Annotated in this window: 16 protein-coding genes; 11 read left to right on the forward strand and 5 right to left on the reverse strand. The window is 34.4% G+C overall.

Annotated features, from left to right (window positions below):
* Positions 1 to 754 precede the first annotated feature (754 nt).
* Both CGEO_RS07605 and putP read right to left on the reverse strand, forming a co-directional pair.
* Positions 755 to 2,038, reverse strand: coding sequence for a DUF2130 domain-containing protein (locus tag CGEO_RS07605; RefSeq protein ID WP_075540173.1), 1,284 nt, complete (start codon positions 2,036 to 2,038; stop codon positions 755 to 757).
* The gene (putP, locus tag CGEO_RS07610; protein ID WP_075494751.1) at positions 2,031 to 3,539 is read right to left on the reverse strand and encodes a sodium/proline symporter PutP; all 1,509 of its coding nucleotides are present in this window, start codon (positions 3,537 to 3,539) and stop codon (positions 2,031 to 2,033) included. Before putP ends, CGEO_RS07605 begins: the two co-directional genes overlap by 8 nt.
* A 128-nt stretch (positions 3,540 to 3,667) precedes the next feature.
* On the opposite strand from putP, the gene CGEO_RS07615 reads away from it, so the two are divergent.
* From CGEO_RS07615 to CGEO_RS07650, 8 genes are all read left to right on the forward strand, one after another.
* Positions 3,668 to 4,375, forward strand: coding sequence for an amino acid ABC transporter permease (locus CGEO_RS07615; RefSeq protein ID WP_075494752.1), 708 nt, complete (start codon positions 3,668 to 3,670; stop codon positions 4,373 to 4,375).
* Positions 4,368 to 5,096, forward strand: a complete 729-nt coding sequence (locus CGEO_RS07620; RefSeq protein ID WP_075494753.1) for an amino acid ABC transporter ATP-binding protein — start codon at positions 4,368 to 4,370, stop codon at positions 5,094 to 5,096. Before CGEO_RS07615 ends, CGEO_RS07620 begins: the two co-directional genes overlap by 8 nt.
* Positions 5,097 to 5,111: 15 nt before the next feature.
* Positions 5,112 to 5,840, forward strand: coding sequence for a basic amino acid ABC transporter substrate-binding protein (locus CGEO_RS07625; RefSeq protein WP_075531743.1), 729 nt, complete (start codon positions 5,112 to 5,114; stop codon positions 5,838 to 5,840).
* Positions 5,840 to 6,559: a basic amino acid ABC transporter substrate-binding protein gene (locus tag CGEO_RS07630; protein ID WP_075531742.1), complete on the forward strand. Its 720-nt coding sequence runs from the start codon at positions 5,840 to 5,842 to the stop codon at positions 6,557 to 6,559. Before CGEO_RS07625 ends, CGEO_RS07630 begins: the two co-directional genes overlap by 1 nt.
* Before the next feature lie 23 nt (positions 6,560 to 6,582).
* A complete protein-coding gene (locus tag CGEO_RS07635; RefSeq protein ID WP_075540172.1) occupies positions 6,583 to 7,128 on the forward strand; it encodes a thermonuclease family protein in 546 nt (181 codons plus the stop codon).
* Complete coding sequence (gene thiE, locus CGEO_RS07640) at positions 7,100 to 7,738, forward strand: thiamine phosphate synthase (RefSeq protein ID WP_242647990.1); 639 nt, start codon at positions 7,100 to 7,102, stop codon at positions 7,736 to 7,738. The genes CGEO_RS07635 and thiE overlap by 29 nt, the downstream gene beginning before the upstream one ends.
* Positions 7,739 to 7,741: 3 nt before the next feature.
* A complete protein-coding gene (locus CGEO_RS07645; protein WP_075531741.1) occupies positions 7,742 to 8,518 on the forward strand; it encodes an undecaprenyl-diphosphate phosphatase in 777 nt (258 codons plus the stop codon).
* Positions 8,519 to 8,647: 129 nt separating this feature from the next.
* Positions 8,648 to 9,439, forward strand: a complete 792-nt coding sequence (locus CGEO_RS07650; protein WP_075531740.1) for an alpha/beta hydrolase — start codon at positions 8,648 to 8,650, stop codon at positions 9,437 to 9,439.
* Positions 9,440 to 9,716: 277 nt separating this feature from the next.
* On the opposite strand, the gene CGEO_RS07655 is transcribed toward CGEO_RS07650, so the two are convergent.
* Both CGEO_RS07655 and CGEO_RS10220 read right to left on the reverse strand, forming a co-directional pair.
* Positions 9,717 to 11,033 (reverse strand): aminotransferase class V-fold PLP-dependent enzyme, encoded by a 1,317-nt coding sequence (locus CGEO_RS07655; RefSeq protein ID WP_075540171.1) that lies wholly within the window; start codon positions 11,031 to 11,033, stop codon positions 9,717 to 9,719.
* 131 nt (positions 11,034 to 11,164) lie between these two features.
* Positions 11,165 to 11,344: a hypothetical protein gene (locus CGEO_RS10220; RefSeq protein ID WP_242647989.1), complete on the reverse strand. Its 180-nt coding sequence runs from the start codon at positions 11,342 to 11,344 to the stop codon at positions 11,165 to 11,167.
* A 28-nt stretch (positions 11,345 to 11,372) separates the two neighbouring features.
* Between CGEO_RS10220 and CGEO_RS07660 the strand changes: the two genes are divergently transcribed.
* Entirely contained in the window at positions 11,373 to 11,957 is a 585-nt protein-coding gene (locus CGEO_RS07660; protein ID WP_242647955.1) for a DUF234 domain-containing protein, read from the forward strand.
* Here CGEO_RS07660 and dnaE read toward each other — a convergent pair.
* Entirely contained in the window at positions 11,954 to 15,595 is a 3,642-nt protein-coding gene (gene dnaE / locus CGEO_RS07665) for a DNA polymerase III subunit alpha (protein ID WP_075540170.1), read from the reverse strand. The two genes, CGEO_RS07660 and dnaE, sit on opposite strands and share 4 nt — an antisense overlap.
* Positions 15,596 to 15,721: 126 nt before the next feature.
* Here dnaE and CGEO_RS07670 point away from each other — a divergent pair, with 126 nt between their 5' ends.
* Together CGEO_RS07670 and CGEO_RS07675 are read left to right on the forward strand one after the other, a co-directional pair.
* A complete protein-coding gene (locus tag CGEO_RS07670; RefSeq protein ID WP_075531738.1) occupies positions 15,722 to 17,053 on the forward strand; it encodes a TrkH family potassium uptake protein in 1,332 nt (443 codons plus the stop codon).
* Positions 17,050 to 17,703, forward strand: a complete 654-nt coding sequence (locus CGEO_RS07675) for a potassium channel family protein (RefSeq protein WP_075531737.1) — start codon at positions 17,050 to 17,052, stop codon at positions 17,701 to 17,703. Before CGEO_RS07670 ends, CGEO_RS07675 begins: the two co-directional genes overlap by 4 nt.
* Positions 17,704 to 18,090 lie beyond the last annotated feature (387 nt).

Here is an 18,090-nt window from a genome sequence, read left to right on the forward strand (position 1 = left end):
TTATATAAAAACAAAGCTTTAAAATAGCTAAAATTTACATATTCATTTTCCTAAATTTATCGATGATATTATTTGTTTGAGAATTTAAAATCACGCGATTAAGAGCAAATTTAAACTAGTTTTTAGACTAAATTTTTAAAATTTTAAAATTTTTACTTACCCGTTTTTCCCGCTTTAAAATTTATAAAATTTAAAGCAAAATTTATAATTTTTGCCAGCTATCAGACTAAATTCACATGTAAGCGATATCGCTATATCTTGTTTTTATAGCAGTAAAGTTGATTTGTTGCAAAAGTATAAAAATATAATCAAACAAAACAGGCAGTATTGATTTATCAAAAGCTATTATTAAAATTTTTTCGTTGATATTGTCTAAAAACTACTATTTGCATTAAAATACGCCAAAAGCAAAACCCAAATTTACATCTCTACATCACAAGCAAAACCCAAATTTGCACCTCTACATCACAATTCATTCTAGCATATTATAAACTACAATTATCCATGACTAAAATTATCATCTATTTTAAGAGCCAAACCAAGCTTTTTTGTAATTTTTACGCGCTATAGCCGTTTTTAAATAAATGATTTATTTACTTTTTATAGCTTTTTTGTTGTTAATCTCATAAAACTTTAAATTTCTAAATCTTGTCTAATGCCAGCAAAGAGAATGGCAAAAGTTAGCTTTTCATAGCTTGCCTTTAAAATTTAGCGCATTTCAAGCTTCTAAATAAACCGCATGCAAAAGCCATCACTAGCTCTCATCTTCGATGTATTCTAACTCCAGCGTTTTAATCTCGCCTATCTCATTTCCAGCTATGCCTTTTATACTACCAAACATCGATATAGCGCTATCTTTTGCCTTTTCTATCTGTTTTTCTCTGCTTTTCCAGATTCTAGCCATTGCATTTTTCTCTCGCTCAAGCTCAGTTTGAAGTGAGCTAAATGCCTCAACAACCGCCTCAAGCTGTAGTTTAAAGTCGTTGCTTGTAAGATATGAGTATAAAAGCTCCATTTTTCCATGTCTGTTTTCGCTGACATTTTTTGCAAAATTTATCTCTATAATACTTTGCCTAAGCGCTTCGCATATAAGCTTAAACTCGCTAAATCCACAAACCCAAACCCCATCAACAAGCCCAACGCCACTTATATCGCTTGGCAAAGTTTGAGTAACCAAAACGCCGATATCAGCGCCCTTTTCTCTCATATCAGCTTTGAATTTCTCTATCCAGCCGGGCGAAAAGCTCTTTGTGCGTTTGCTCTCATAGTAAATTTTACCGCAGTTTGGGCGAGTTTGAGTATTTATCACCTGAGTGCAGTCAGCGCCATTTGCACCTTTTTTTATCTCTTCTATGCTATCAAATGGAAATTTAGTTTTTAAAAATTCCTCTATCGCAAGCTCTTGCGCCTCGCCTTGAAGCTGCTGGGAACGGTTTTGAGCGGCATTTTTAAGCTCATCTATATTTTTTTTAAGTCGTTCAAGCTCGATATCTTTTTCTTTTAACTTTAGCTCATTTTCCTCAAAAATCTGCTTTTTTAACACTTCACTGTTTGCTTTTAAACTATCATTTAGTTTTTTAGCATACTCAAGCTCGAATTTACTCTCAAGCTGGGCTTTTTCTCTTTTTAAATTTTCAAACTCAAGCAGCTGTTTGTTTGCCAAGATATTTTTCTCACTCATCTCATCAAGGCTTTTTTTAAGGCTTTCTATGATACTTGAACTCTCTTTTTCAAGCTCTTTTTTTATCGTCTCTTTTTGGTTTTTCAAGCTCTCATTAAGCTTGATTTTCTCTTGTTTCAAGCTATCTTCAAGCTTAGCTTTTTCTTTTTCAAGCTCTAAATTTAGGCTATTTTTTAACTTCTCATCAAACTCGCTCTCTTTTTTTACAAGTTCATCACGGTATTTTTTATACTCAGCTCTATGCTTTTCAACTTCGGCTTTAAATTTAAGCTCATGCTCGGCTTTTATTTTGTTAGCAAAGGCTTGTGAGATATCTATTATCGTGCCACAATTTGGACATTTTATACTTTCATTCATGGCTTCTTTTCTCCATTTTTTCAAACTCAGCGCTAATTTGTGCTAAATTTGGCTCATCTGCCATCTTATCTAAAATCGAGTTGTATCGATTAACCAACCAAATAGCAATAGCCGAAAAGACAAATCCAGGGAGCAGTTCATAAACATCTTTTGAAAGATCAAACACTATCCACACGATAACCGTAATCCCGCCAACAAGCATACCAACAAGAGCCGATAACGCGCTCATATTTTTTGAATACAAACTAAAAAGTAGCACCGCACCAAAACTAGCACCAAATCCAGCCCAAGCATTTCCAACGACATTTAGCACTGTATCATTTGAAGCAAACGCAATAACAGTCGCTACAATCGCCACTACAACAACAGCACATCTTCCAACTAAGGTTTGCGTTTTCTCGTTTACATCTTTTTGATAAAAAGCAAAGATAAAGTCCTTTGTAACTGAACTTGCACTGACTAAAAGCTGACTTGAAATAGTACTCATAATGGCTGCTAAAACTGCTGAAATAATAACTCCAACAACAAAAGGATGAAACAAAGTCTTTCCAAGAGCTAAAAACACAGTTTCAGCATCGCTTAATGGAGCTGAAATTTGATGAAAATATACATAGCCGATTAACCCGCTTAAAATCGCGCCAAGAAGACCTAATGCCATCCAGCCTATGCCAATACGTCGTGCGCTATCAAGCTCTTTTGAACTTCTAATCGCCATAAAACGAACTATGATGTGAGGTTGTCCAAAGTACCCTAATCCCCACGCTAAAAGCCCTAAAATTCCTAAAAATGTCTGCCCTTGAAATAAATTTAGATGATTTTTTCCTTCACTTTCGCTAATGCGGCTAACTTCACTAAAAAACGAAACTCCATCGCCTAAATTTAGCGCAAAGTATCCGACTATAGGTATTAAAACAAGGACTAAAAACATTAAAATTCCTTGAAAAGCATCGGTTATGCAAACTGCTTTAAAACCACCAAAAAATGTATAAAAAACAACTATAACAAGTGTAAAAATCGCACCAAATACAAAATTTAAATCAAAAAAGCTATGAAAAGTTTTGCCTCCAGCGATTATCCCGCTACTTACATATAATGTATAAAATATCAAAATCAAAAGCCCAGAAATAATGCGTAAAACCTTAGTTTTATCCTTAAAACGGTTTTCTAAAAAGTCTGGAATCGTAACGCTATCGCTTGCAACTTCGGTATAAACTCTAAGTCTTTTTGCTAAAAATTTATAGTTGCACCACGCCCCAATCGTAAGTCCTATCGCTATCCACGAGCTTGCAAGTCCTGTTGCATACAAAGCTCCTGGAAGTCCAAGCAACATCCAACCGCTCATATCGCTTGCTCCTGCAGAAAGAGCCGTAACGACTGGACCTAAACGGCGGTTATCAAGCAGGTATTCGTTTATGCCTGCGTTTTTGTTATAAGAGTATCTGCCTATGATAATCAAAATGATAAAATATATCGCAATCGCCAAATAAGTATAAAAATTCATATATCCTCCTAAAAAGAAGCAATTCTAACAAAATTTGCATAAAATCTTACTATAAATAAGAGCTTTTAAGCAAAAAAATATAAAAATTTAAGTATTCTTTTAGTCTAAATTAAGTTATAAGGAAGGCATTGAAAGAGCGTTACTTAAAAATTATATTTTTTATAGTTATTGTTGTTTTAGCAGTTTATTATACATATCCGCGAGATTTAAGCGATGCGCAAAAATATTCATATTTTACCAGTTATTTCACCACTTTAGAGCTAACTCTTGGCGGTATTTTTATAGGAATTGTTCTAGGATTTATCCTTGCATTTATTAAATTTCTTGAGATTAAACCGATAAATTTCCTTATAGATGAGTATATCGATATCATCAGAGGAACGCCGATTTTGATACAACTGATGGTTTTTGCCTTTGTTGTCTTTGCTACGTGGTCAAACAGCATATATGCCGCTATAATCGCACTTGGACTAAACAGTTCTGCTTATGTTGCTGAGATAGTTCGCTCCGGTATAAATAGCGTTGATAAAGGGCAGATGGAAGCAGCTAGAGCTATGGGACTAAGCTACTCTGACTCGATGAAAAGCATAGTCTTTCCTCAAGCTATAAAAAACATCTTACCAGCTCTAGCAAATGAGTTTATAAGCTTATTTAAAGAGACTTCAGTTGTTGGAATGATAGGAATTTTTGATTTAACTATGTTTTCTCAAAGCCTACAAGCCACGCTTTTTACGACTCAACCGATACTTTTTGCGGCTGTGATTTACTATATAAGTGTTAAATTTTTCTCACTTTTAGCAAAACTTTTAGAAACAAGGTTAAATCAAAATGATTAAGATAGAAAATTTATATAAAAATTACGGAAATTTAACCGTTTTAAACGATATCTCAACCGAGGTAAAAAAGGGCGAAGTCATCGCGATAATCGGTCCAAGCGGTGGCGGAAAAAGCACATTTTTACGCTGTATAAATCGTCTTGAAGAGCCAACTAGCGGGACGATTAAGATAAATGGCATTGATATCATGGATAAGAAAAATGACATTAACAAAATTCGCCAAAAAGTTAGTATGGTTTTTCAGCACTTTAATCTTTTTGCTAACAAAAATGTCTTAGAAAATTTAACTCTAGCGCCTATAAAAGCTGGAATTTACACTCCAAAAGAGGCGCATGATAAAGCTGATGAACTTCTAGCTAAAGTTGGGCTAAGCGATAAAAAATACGCCTTCCCGCACAAACTAAGTGGCGGACAAAAACAGCGAATCGCTATAGCAAGGGCTTTAGCGATGAATCCTGATGTTATTTTGTTTGATGAACCAACTTCAGCACTTGATCCTGAAATGATAGGCGAGGTTTTAACTATCATGCAAGATGTAGCTCGTGATGGACTTACAATGCTAGTAGTAACCCACGAAATGGGCTTTGCACGCAATGTTGCAAATAGAATTTTTTTTATGGATGGCGGTAAAATCGCAGTCGATGACTCACCTAAAAATGTCTTTTCAAACCCAAGTAATGAGCGCTTAAAAGAGTTTTTAAACAAAGTTTTAAATCATTAAAAAAAGGAGATTAGTATGAAAAAATTTCTTATATCTGTTGCCATTTTAGTGGCTGGTTTTGGTTATGCAAATGCAGGCGAAGTCTTAAAATTTGGCACAAATGCAACATATCCACCATTTGAATATATAGATGAAAACTCTAAAGTAGCTGGTTTTGATATAGATTTGGTTAATGAGCTTAGTAAAAGAGTTGGCTTTGAGTATGAAATGATAAATATGAGCTTTGATGGGCTAATCCCTGCGCTAAAAAGCGGTAAAATAGATGCGATTGTAGCTGCTATGAGTGCAACTCCTGAACGTAAAAAAGCGGTTGATTTTACAAAACCGTATTATCATACAGAAAATTTATATATTTTAAAAGCTGATAATGGCGAAGTTAAATCAAAAGATGATTTAAAAGGCAAAAAAATCGGCGTCCAACTTGGCACAGCGCAAGAGCAGACTTCTCGCAAGCTAGAAGGCGTTAAAACTACACCTACAAAAGACATTTTTACTAGCATTTTAGCGCTTAAAAATGGCAAAATCGACGCAGTTTTAGTTGATACTTCAATCGGTTATGGCTATTTACGTAAAAACAGCGACTTAGTTGAGTTTTTAGTAGAACCTGATGGAAGTGAGGGCTTTTCAATCGCATTTGATAAAGATAAAAACAATGAACTTATAGCAAAAATAGACGCAGAAGTAGAAAAGATGAAAGAAGATGGAAGCTATGAAGCTTTGTTAAAAAAATACGAGCTTAAATAATGAAAATATTTAAATTTATATTATTAACATTTTTTTGTATAAGTGCATATGCTAAGCCGCTTATCATCGGTACTGATGGGGTTTATCCACCGTTTGATTATCGTGATGAAAACTCTACTTTGGTTGGGTTTGATGTGGACTTAATCGATGCGATTAGCAAAAAAGCTGGGTTTGAGTATGAGTTTATAGTGATGGGCTTTGATGGGTTAATACCTGCTTTAAAAACTGGTAAAATCGACATTATAGCTTCAGCGATGAGTGTTACAAGCGAAAGAGAAAAGGCGGTTGATTTTAGTGACAATTACTTTTTAACTGAAAATCTCTATCTAAAAAGAGCAGATAATACTAGTATAAAAAGCTTAAACGACTTAAAAGGTAAAAAAATCGGCGTTTTGCTAGGCTCGGCACAAGAATTTAGCGCTAGAAAAATCGCAGGCGTAAACGTTATCCCTACAAAAGAGATTTTTACATCAATTTTAGCTCTAAAAAATGGCAAGGTTGATGTCGTTTTAGTAGATAACTCTATCGGATATGGATTTTTAAAGAAAAATACCGATTTGGCGTGGTTTCACAAACAAATAGATGATGGCGATGGCTTTGCTTTTGCTTTTGATAAGGGTAAATTTAAGGATTTGATAACTAAATTTAACACCGCATTAAAAGAGATAAAAGCCGATGGAACTTATGATAAACTCTTAGAAAAATATGAGTTAAAATAGGCTTAAATTTGTAAGGATTGATTATGAAAAAGATACTTTTTGCGCTTTCTTTGGTGGCTAGTTTGCTTTACGCAGAAAAACCACCAACTGGAGTTATGCAGTTTAACAGCTTTATTTTAGATGAGTATTTTACTTTTAAAATCAATCCTATAAAAACAATTCCTTGTAAATTTGAACAAATCGAGCTAATAACATTAAAAGACAGACCAGAGTGTTTAAAAAAGAAAAAAGCCATAGAAGCTTATAAAAAAGATCATAAAAAAGCTATAGAAAATCTTTTAAAACCTGGTAAAAGCTACTATGTTACCTTGCTAGAAAATCAAAAAACCTACTATATTTGCAGCGTTAGTGATAACAAAAAAAACCTAAGCCAACTTTTAGTAGAGCGTGGTTTTGCTATGCCAAATACGAGTAATAAATTTTTATTAGAACTTGCTAAAAAGGCTAGAAAAGAGGCTCGCGGTATGTTTGGTGGGGATTTTAAACTCATAGGCGAGTGCATAGTCGATGGCACTCCAATACCTGGGCAAGAAGAGCCTGATGAAAAAGTCACATATTATAGCTACTAATATGAAAAACCAACTTTATGTCTTAACTGATGATTTTTACACGCCTGAAGAAACTATCATATCGCAAGTTAGAGAAATTTTAGAATGTGGCGTAAAAATGGTGCAATTTAGAAGTAAAAAAGAGCTAAAAAACGAACGCATAGCAGATGAGCTAATCGCGCTTTGTGATAAATTTGGCGCAAATTTGATTATAAATGATGATGTGAACTTAGCCTTGAAACTTGGCGCGCATGGCGTTCACATCGGAAAAGATGATGGCGAGCTAAAAGAGGCAAGAGCGCTTTTGGGAGATGATAAAATCATTGGAGTAAGTTGCTATAATGAGCTAAATTTAGCCCTAAACGCGCAAGAAAATGGCGCTAGTTACGTTGCTTTTGGCGCTGTTTTTCCAACTACAACCAAAAAAGATACAACGAGCTTTAATGCACTAAATTTAGTTAAATTTAAAGAAAAACTTAGCATTCCAACCTGTCTAATCGGGGGTATAAATGCTTTAAACTTAGCCTCACTTTTAGAGTATCAAGCAGATTACTTAGCTATCGTGAGTGCCGCTTATAAGCCACTTTCAACCAAAGAAAACTTGCTAAATTTAAAAAAGATTATAGGATAATAGATGGATTTTTTGCACGCGATTATACTTGGCGTTGTCGAGGGACTAACGGAATTTTTGCCGGTTAGTTCAACTGGACATATGATACTTACTTCGGAGCTTTTGGGTTTAGAGCAAACTAATACTTTAAAATGCTTTGAGGTAGTTATACAACTAGGCTCGATTTTAGCGGTTGTTTTTATGTTTTTTGACAAGCTTAGACAAGATATAAATTTGTGGATTAAACTTGCGGTTGGTTTTGTGCCAACAGCGGCGATTGGCTTTTTGCTTTATAAACATATAAAAGCACTATTTAACCCAAGCACAGTCGCTTATATGCTTATAATAGGCGGTATTGTCTTTATAGCTATCGAGCTTCTGCGCCGCAAAAAACCAGTGCAAAATGAAGTCGCCACGCTAGATGATATAAGCTTTAAACAAGCCTTTATTGTGGGCTTTTCACAATGTTTTGCTATGATTCCAGGAACTTCAAGAAGTGGCGCTACTATCATCGCTGGACTTTTGTGTGGGCTTAGTAGAAAAGTAGCAGCAGAGTTTAGCTTCTTGCTTGCGATTCCTACGATGTTTGCAGCAACTTTTTACGATGCATATAAAAATATCGATATTTTTAAAGAAAACTTAAACCACGCTTTTATCTTTTTACTAGGTGGTGCGGTTGCCTTTGTGGTAGCACTTTTAGCGGTTAAGCTTTTTATAAAATTTGTTAGCAAGTTTGATTATATACCGTTTGGAATTTATCGTATTGCTGTCGGACTGTTGTTTTTAATCTGTATTTTATAAGTAAATTTTAAATTTACTTAGGTTTTACGATAAATCTCTAGTTAAGCAACAAAAAAAAGCTTTTTATGATAGTTTGAGTTTAGCAAACCTAACTTTAAAAAATTACCATTTCAAGCATAGTAGGCATTTATGAAAACTTTAAAAAGAGTGTTTTTTATCGCTATTTTTGTTTATATTGCTACTGTTTTAACTCTTTTTTTATTTCAAGAAAAGCTGATTTTTGTGCCAACTAAAGTTGATACAAAGTATAAATTTAACTTTGACTCACCATTTAAAGAGCTAAATTTAAAAGCTAATGATGGCGCTATTTTAAATGGAGTTGTCTTTAAAGCTAAAAAAGCCAAAGGCGCAGTTTTATTTTTCCATGGAAATGCTGGCTGGATTAAAAACTGGGAAAATGCTAAAAACGTCTGGCTTGAGTTGGGGTATGATTTTTATCTGTTTGACTATAGAGGTTATGGCAAAAGTGGCGGGAAAATCAACAGCGAAAAAGAGCTTTTTATCGATGCAAAACTGATGTTAAATGAGGTTTTAAAAGACTTTAAGTTAGAAAATATTATCGTAGTTGGGCATTCTTTGGGCACTGGAATCGCAGCTAAAACAGCTTGCGATGCAATGGCTAAAAACTTAGTTTTGCTATCGCCATACTACTCGTTTGAGAATTTAGCCAAAGAAATTATGCCGTTTGTGCCTAAATTTACTTTAAAATACAAGATAAAAACTGCTGATTTTTTGCAAAACTGCCAAAGTAGGATTAACATTTTTCACGGTAAAAACGATGAACTTATCAAAATTTCGCACTCCCAAAATTTAAGCAAATTTCTAAAACCAAATGATAAAATCTATCTTTTAAACGCTTCTCACAACGATATTTTCTACAATCAAGAGTTTTTAAATTTAGTAAAAACTAGCTTTAAATAGCGCTTTTTGAAATTTAAACACATTGCCACAGATTACTTTTATTTTTTAAATAGTATCAATTTATAAAATTAACCAAATCTTATAAATCTTATCATATAAATAACATAAAAATCAAAAGCCACATTAATCATAACCACAAAAATCAACTTTAGCATTATCTGTGCGATATTAAAACTTGCTAATTTACATTTTACAACTTTTATGCAATTTAAAACTAGCGCTCGCTAAATTTTTATATAAAAAAAATTTCATAACAAATTTAACTATCAAATTTTCTCTAGCAAATATATCTGCCTTTAGTAAATTTTATCTTTCCTCTTTTCTTGATAATCGCCTTTATTGCACTAATTAGATAGTCAATATCCTCTTTTGTATGCGTATAGTGAAGGCTTACTCTAACCCAGCCTGGCTTGTTTGTCTCATCTATCTCATACTCATCCCCAAGCCCTAATAAATCATGCCCATAAGGTCCAGCGCACGCGCATCCTGCTCTAGTTTCCACCTCATAATTTTGACTTAAAATCGCAGCAAAATCATAAGGATTAAAGCCATCAACATTCAAAGAAAAAATCGGCAGTCTCTCATCCATCCCGATATCTTTAGCATACAAAACCACATCTTCTATCTTTGAAATTTTACTTAAAAAATACTCACCTAGATATTTTTCTTTATTTTTGATAACATCAAGACCTATGTCATTTCGTAATTTAAATGCCAAATACGCGCGGATAAGTTGCAAAATCCCAGGCGTTCCACCCTGCTCGAGTTGCTCCTTATCTACAGTATAAAGCTGCTTATTTTTCCCAACATAAGTTACCGTTCCGCCCCCCGCAAAGGTAGGTTCGTCATCTTTGCAAAGATTTTTTTTAATAGCTAAAAGCCCACAACTCCCAACGCCACCTAAAAGTTTATGTCCAGATATAAAAAGCGCATCAAAAAAATCAGAGTCTAAATTCGCATATGCACTTATTGATGACGCATCAAAGGCGACTATCGCAGAATAGGCTTTTGCGGTTAAATAAACTCTTTTATAATCGCTTAAAATTCCAGTTACATTTGAAGCAGCACTAAATGAGATGATGATTTTTCTACCGCGATTTGCATTTAAGATTTCACTAAATTTAGAAAAATCTATCTTGCCATCTTCGCCAAGCGGCACTCTAATCACCTCGCAAAGTCCCTCTCTAAAACTAACTTCGTTTGAGTGATGCTCATATGGCGATACGATAACAAGAGGTAAATTTGGCAAGGTTTTAATGTCTAAATTTAAGACTTTTTTGCTAGCTGGCGGGATGTAAATTCCAACTAACTCTTGAAATTTCTTTATAGCCCCACTTGAACCGTATCCACAAGGCATAAGATAAAAATCATCTTTTAGTTTTAAAAGACTTTTTATGCCATTTCGTGCGTTTTCGTAATACTCGCTTGTTATGCGTGCTGTTTGGCTGGATTCTGAGTGTGTGTTTGAATAAGTTTGTAAAATTCGAAGAATTTCCTCTTCTATAGGCTTATAAGCAAGTCCCGAAGCCGTATAATCAAAGTAGTAAATTCCCTCTTTTAATATAATATTATCCCTAATTTTGCTAATATCCAATTGTAGTTTCCCTAAATTTTTTTTGATTATATCAAAAAATAGTAAAATAAAATCAAAGGAGATAGCATTTACACATTAACTAGCAGTGCAAAAAAAGCGCCAAATTTAGCCATTAGCGAGCTTGTTAAATTTCATTTTGTTTTTGATGAAATCGCTTTAAACGAAGAATACAGCGATGTTTTTGAAGCGATAAGAAGCGAAATTTTATTTAAATTTAAAGAGCATAGCGCTAAGTTTAAATTTGAAAAAGACGCAACAATCGCGCTTGTTAAATTTGCTAAAAGCGATAGGAAAAAATTTGGGCTTAACAAAATTCTCTCTCGTTTTAAAAGCCAAAAAGTGCTAAATGAACTTTTTCGAAATGGCTTTTTAATTTTAGAAAAAAGCAGAGAAAAAAAGCCAACACCAAAGTGTAAAAACGAAAAACTTCCACGAGAGTTAAGGCGATATACGGTGCATGATAAAGTGCATTTTAAGAGCCATTTTATGCGCTTTTGGTTTAGATTTATCCAGCCAAATTTAGCGCTTTTAGAAGCTGGAAAGATAGATGAAATTTTAGAGATTATAAGAGATGATTTTGATAATTACTGTAGCCTTGGATTTGAGCTTTTAAGTGCGAATTTGCTAAAAAAACATTTTAAAAACCACGATATGGAAATTTATAGTTTTTGGACAAAGGAATTTGAAATGGATATTTTTGCCGATTATGATGGCGATTTTATCGTAGGCGAGGTGAAATACAAAGAGAGAAAAGTATGTAAAAATCTTTTAAATTTACTTGAACTTAAGTGCGAAAAGCTAAAAATCAAGCCTAAATTTATAGCTCTTTTTTCAAAAAGCGGCTTTAGCAAGGAGCTAACAACTCTAAAAAGAGATGATTTGCTCCTTTTTGAAATGGAGGATTTTAAGCTACTTTTAACTTAAGCTACCAAAATCTCATTTACTTTATTTATAAAGCTCTCATCTATAAAAAAGTTTGTCTCATAAATAAAAATTTTACTATTAAACGCTACTTTTAAGATAAGTTTTTTGCTATTTTTAGGGTTGTTTGACGCATATGCAAAGCGGTAAATTTTATCGATTCGCTCTTTATCTAGCTTGGCTAGCTCTATAAAAAACTCATAGTTTTCTATCACTCTTGCTACTTCATCGCTTTTTTTATATCCATTTGCACCACTATTTTTGCTAGCATAACCATTGCCCTTGTTATAGCTTTTTTTCTTAAAATCGCCATTTTTAACCTCTTCTATGGTTAAAAACTCATTTAGCGTGATTTTATACTGACTTTCATCTTTGATAATTCTAACTCTAAAGGCGTGTGGCATATCAAGCTCATCTTTATCTAGTCGTTCTAAGTCTTTTAAAACGTTGTCAAACACGACCATTTCAAAGTTTCCATGCAAGTCTATGACTGAGACTATGCCCATTTTTTTACCAGATTTTGTTATCTTTACATCTATCTCTTCAATTTTACCAACCAAAATAGTTTCAGTTATCTGCTCAAGCTCTTCAAACTCGCTTGTTAGCGTGTATTTTACATCTTTTATCAAATCAGCATATTCATCAAGTGGATGTCCTGAAATGTAGATTCCAAGGCTCTCTTTTTCAAGTTTTAACAAGGTTTTTAAATCAAACTCACCACCATTTTCGACTAAATTTACCTCAACTTCTGCTATACCATCTTCTAGCCCAAAAAGCGAGTTTTGCGCATCATTTTTGATTTTAGCTGAACTTCTACAAGCATCAGTTATGCTCTCTATATTTTGCACAAGCGTTTTTCTACTAAGTCCTAAGCAGTCCATCGCTCCAGCTTTGATTAAAGAGTCTATGACTCTTTTGTTTACCTTGAAACTATCGATTCGTGAAACAAAGTCGTTTATATCTTTAAATTCGCCATTTTCGCGCTCTTTTACGATGTTTTCTATCGCGCCGTATCCAACACCTTTAATAGCGCCCATTCCAAAGATAATAGCATCTTTTCCATCTTTTTGAATAACGCTAAATTGCCTATATGAGTTGTTAATCGAAGGTGGCAAGATATCGATATCAAGGCGTTTTATCTCATCTATATACTTTGCAACCTTATCGATGTTATTTTCCTCTGCTGTTAGCAAAGCTGCCATAAATTCGGCTGGATAGTAGGTTTTTAAATACGCAGTTTGAAAAGTTATCATCGAGTAAGCAGCTGCGTGGGATTTGTTAAATCCATATGAAGCAAATTTCATAATCAACTCAAAAAGCTCATCTGCTTTTTTTACATCATAACCTAAATTTTTTGCTCCATCAAGATATTGTGCTTTCATAGCAGCAAGTTTTTTCTCCTCTTTTTTACCCATCGCGCGGCGCACTAAGTCCGCTTCGCCAAGCGAAAAGCCGCCGATTTTTTGCACGATTTGCATAACTTGCTCTTGATAAACGATGATTCCGTAAGTTGGCTCTAAGATATCTTTAACTTCATTCATTAGATACTCAACTTTGGCTCTGCCGTGTTTTCTAGCGATAAAATCAGGTATAAGATCCATAGGTCCTGGACGATATAACGAAATCATCGCGATGATATCCTCAAAACAGTCTGGCTTAAGACTTGAAGCTAAGTCTTGCATACCAGCGCCTTCTATTTGAAAAAGCCCTAAGTTGTTTCCGCTTTGGATAGTTTTATAAGTTCTTGGATCGTTAAAATCGATATTTTCCCACACGATATCTTTGTTATAACGCATCTTAACAAGTTTGATTGCATTATCAATCACATCTAAGTTTTTTAGACCCAAAAAGTCAAATTTTATCAGATCCACATCTTCAAGATAGTCTTTTGTATACTGCGTGATATAGTGTCCATCATCGTTTTTAGTCTGCCTAAAAAGCGGGACTTTGCTCCATAGTGGCTCATTTGAGATAACAACTCCAGCTGCGTGCATGCCAGCGTTTCTATTTAACCCTTCTAAATCAAGCGCAAGCTTCCAAACTCTTGTCGCCATAGCGTTATTTTCTATAAGCTCTTTTAGCTTTGGCTCAAGCTGATATGCTCCTGGTTTGTATTTTGGGCTTTGTGGATCTCCATCGCCGTTTAAAGTGATTCCTAAAATTTCAGGAATCAACTTCGCCATCGCATCAGCATCACGAAGTGGCATATCACAAACCCTAGCAACATCTCTTATAACTCCACGAGCCAAAAGTTTACCAAAGGTCGCAACTTGCGCGACATTGGCTTTGCCATATTTCTCTACGACATAGTCTATAACTTTACCTCTTCTTTCTTGACAAAAGTCCACATCGATATCTGGCATACTTATACGAGCTGGATTCAAAAAACGCTCAAAAAGCAAGTTATAAGGAAGTGGGTCAAGGTCTGTTATACGAAGCGAGTAAGCACACAAACTTCCAGCCGCCGAACCACGCCCTGGACCTACTGGAATATCGTTTTCCTTAGCCCACTTTATAAAGTCGTAAACTATGAGCATATAGCCTGAAAAGCCCATATTTTCTATGATATCAAGCTCAATTTCAAGACGTTCTTTATAATCTTGATGTTTGCTTTGATCGATAAATTTTAACCTATTTTCAAGTCCACGACGCGACTCATAACGAAACAAAAAGTCATCATTTTCTTTGCTGTATCTCTCATCTGGTTTTGGTAAATTCAGACCCAAATCCTTAGCATACTCAATGGAAAATTTAAAATTTGGCGGCGTTGGACGGTAATCTTTGTTATCAAATGCAAAGCTTAGGTTGCACTTATCGCAAATTTCTTGCGTATTTGAAATCGCTTCTGGGATATCGGCAAACAAGGCTTTCATCTCATCATCTGTTTTTACATAAAACTCATGAACGCTGTGCTTTAGGCGGTTTGGATCATCGATTGTCTTTCCCATCGCAATACACATAAATGCTTCGTGCGCATTGGCTCTGCTTTTAAAAGTGTAGTGAGTGTCGTTTGTTGCTATTAGTTTTATGCCTGTCTCTTTTGAAAGGCGGATTAACATATCATCGATTTTAAGCTGATCGCCGATACCATGACGCATAATCTCAAGATAAAAATCATCACCAAAAATCTCTTTGTATTCTAACGCAACCTCTTTGGCTCTTTCATAGCCTTTTGCGCCTCTTTTTAAATTTCTCTCACTTTGATTTAAGTGAAAACTAACCTCGCCTTGCAAACAAGCAGATGAGCAGACTATCCCATCGCTGTGCTCTTTTAAAACCTTTTTGTTGATTCGCGGGTTATAGTAAAATCCATCTAAATACGCCATCGAGCTTAAATACATCAAATTTTTATACCCTGCTTCATTTTTGGCAAGTAAAATCAAGTGAAAGCGCTGTTTATCGCTAGTGTCATTTATCTCATCGTGGTTATGGATATAAGCTTCTATGCCTATAATTGGCTTTATGCCGTTTTTTCGCATCGTCTTATAAAAATCAATAGCACCAAACATATTTCCATGATCTGTCATCGCTACACTAGTGCTTCCGCGCTCTTTAAGCGTTTTTGCAAGTTCGCCGATTTTGTTTGCTCCATCAAGGAGCGAGTATTCTGTGTGAAGATGTAAATGTGTAAATTCGCTCATATTTTTCCCAAATTCTATAAATTCTAATGGCAATTTTACTTAAATTTCGCTAACAAAGAACTTTTAAAAAGATTAAATATTTTTTAAGGCTTTAGGTGCTAAACTTTTTGCTTTTAAGGAAGAATGATGACTAAATTTTTTCGTTCGATTCTTTTAAGCTATATCGTAGCCGCCATTACTGGGGCTTTCGTGCTAAGTCTTGATGTGATGAGAACAAAACCGCTTGAGTTTATCGATCTGCTTTTTACTACAACTTCAGCAGTTTGTGTTACTGGACTAACTACTTTAAATTTAGCTACTGATTTTACATTTTATGGACAGTGCGTGGTGCTTGCTCTAATCCAACTTGGCGGATTTGGCTTCATGATGATAGCTTCTATGATTTTGATTTTTGTTGGCAAAAATATAGACTTTCAAAGCAAATTTCTCATAAAAGAACAGCTTGATTATCCGCATATGCAAGGGTTGATTAAATTTAGCAAAAAGGCTTTTTTCTTTGTTGTTGGTATTGAATTTGTTGGAGCTGTGCTTTTAGCGCTTATATTTTGGTTTGATATGCCGTTTAAAGAAGCGCTTTGGGCTGGAATTTTTCACTCAGTTTCGGCTTTTAACAACGCTGGATTTTCAACTTTTGAAACAAATTTAATGGGCTATAGAGATAACTTTTTTATAAATTTAATCATTTCCTCACTTATCATTTTAGGTGGGCTTGGTTTTTTGGTTTTAAGCGAAATTTATGGATATAGAAAGGATAAAAATCATAAATTTAGTATCCATACTAAGCTTGTTTTGCTTTTTACTCCGATTTTTATCGTTCTTGGGTTTGTTATCGTGCTACTTTTTGAGTGGTATCACAAGGGCGGACTTGGGGATTTAAGCGCTTATAGCAAGATTATAAGTAGCTATTTTCTATCTGTAAATTTACGAACTTCTGGGTTTAATAGCATAGATTTATCGTTTTTAAATGATGAAACGCTGTTTTTCTCTTCTATTTTAATGGTTATTGGAGCAGCACCTGGTGGAACTGCAGGCGGTATTAAAATCACGACCGTTGCGGTGCTTTTAATCTATGCTTATCAAACCTTAAGAGGGCGCGAATGTATCGTGTTTAAGCGAGTGATTCCAGATGAAACGATAAAAAAGGCTTTTTTGATTTTAATCATGGCGATGTTTTATGTAGTAATTTCAGCTATGATTTTAAGCGCATTTGAGGATACACAAAATAAGATGTTTTTACCACTTCTTTTTGAAATTTGCTCTGCTTTTGGCACAGTTGGGCTAAGTGTTGGGGATGGTGGCGTGCTTTCTTTGAGTGCTAAATTTGGCGAATTTGGTAAAATTTATATCATGACACTGATGTTTTTAGGGCGTGTTGGAGTGCTAATGTTTAGTGCTGCAATTATAAAATCATACAAAAAAACATCGGTTTCTTACCCTAAAGAGGAGGTTATACTATGAAAAGTTTTGCAGTTATCGGGCTTGGTAAATTTGGTCATGAAATGGCTTTAAATTTGTTAAATCAAGATGTGGTTTTAATAGCGATTGATAAAAATGAAGCTAGTGCTAAAAAGATAAAAAGCGAGATAGAAAATGTCTTTATATTTGACGCAACTGATGCTGTAGCGCTAAAACAAGCCGGTATCAGCGATGTAGACGCTGCGATAATCAGCACTGGAGAAGACATAGAAGCTAGCATACTTTGCGTTATGGCGCTTCAAGAAATCGGCGTAAAAACCATCATAGCAAAGGCTAGTAGTGGGGCGCATGGGCAAATTCTTTCAAAACTAGGCGTTAATCGAGTCATCTATCCGTTACGAGATGCGGCAAAAAATCTAGCTTTAAATTTACTCGGACATCAAAACTGCGTTATCATCGATGTTACTACAACGCTAAAAGTTGCTAGGATTAAAGCTACAGCTAAGCTTAACAACATAAGAATTTCAGAGATAAATGAGAAAATGGGCTCAAGCATAAACATCATCGCCTATAAAAAAGATAACACTTGGGATAGAAATCCTATCGAACAGATTTTAATCCACACCGATGATGAAATTTTAGTCATGGGCGAGCAAAAAGATGTGAGTGAGTTTATAAAGGTTTATGGGTAGGTTTGCGATTGTTGCTTGTGGCAAATTTCACACTCTACGATGGCTAAATTTTAAGCGAAATTTTTTGGACTTTAAATTTTTTTGAGATTTTGATGAAAATTTTCGCTTGATTATTATAGTTTTTAATCAGAAATTTAATATCAAAATTTAGTTAAATTTATTATTTTAACAACTTAAATTTAAATATTTTTATATTTAAACATGCGTTTTATATTTTAATACAGACAAAAGAATAATACGTGATAGGTGATTTGTTTTTACAACAATATTTTGCTTTAACGTCGCTTGTCAAATGTAGCGTAAAAATGTTAGCTAATGCTTATAATTTTTACATAAAAACTCAAAGTATCAACTCTAGTAGAACTGCATATTATAAAATAAATAATA

Origin of the sequence: Campylobacter geochelonis, from assembly GCF_013201685.1 — a bacterium.
Classification (GTDB): Bacteria; Campylobacterota; Campylobacteria; order Campylobacterales; family Campylobacteraceae; genus Campylobacter_B; species Campylobacter_B geochelonis.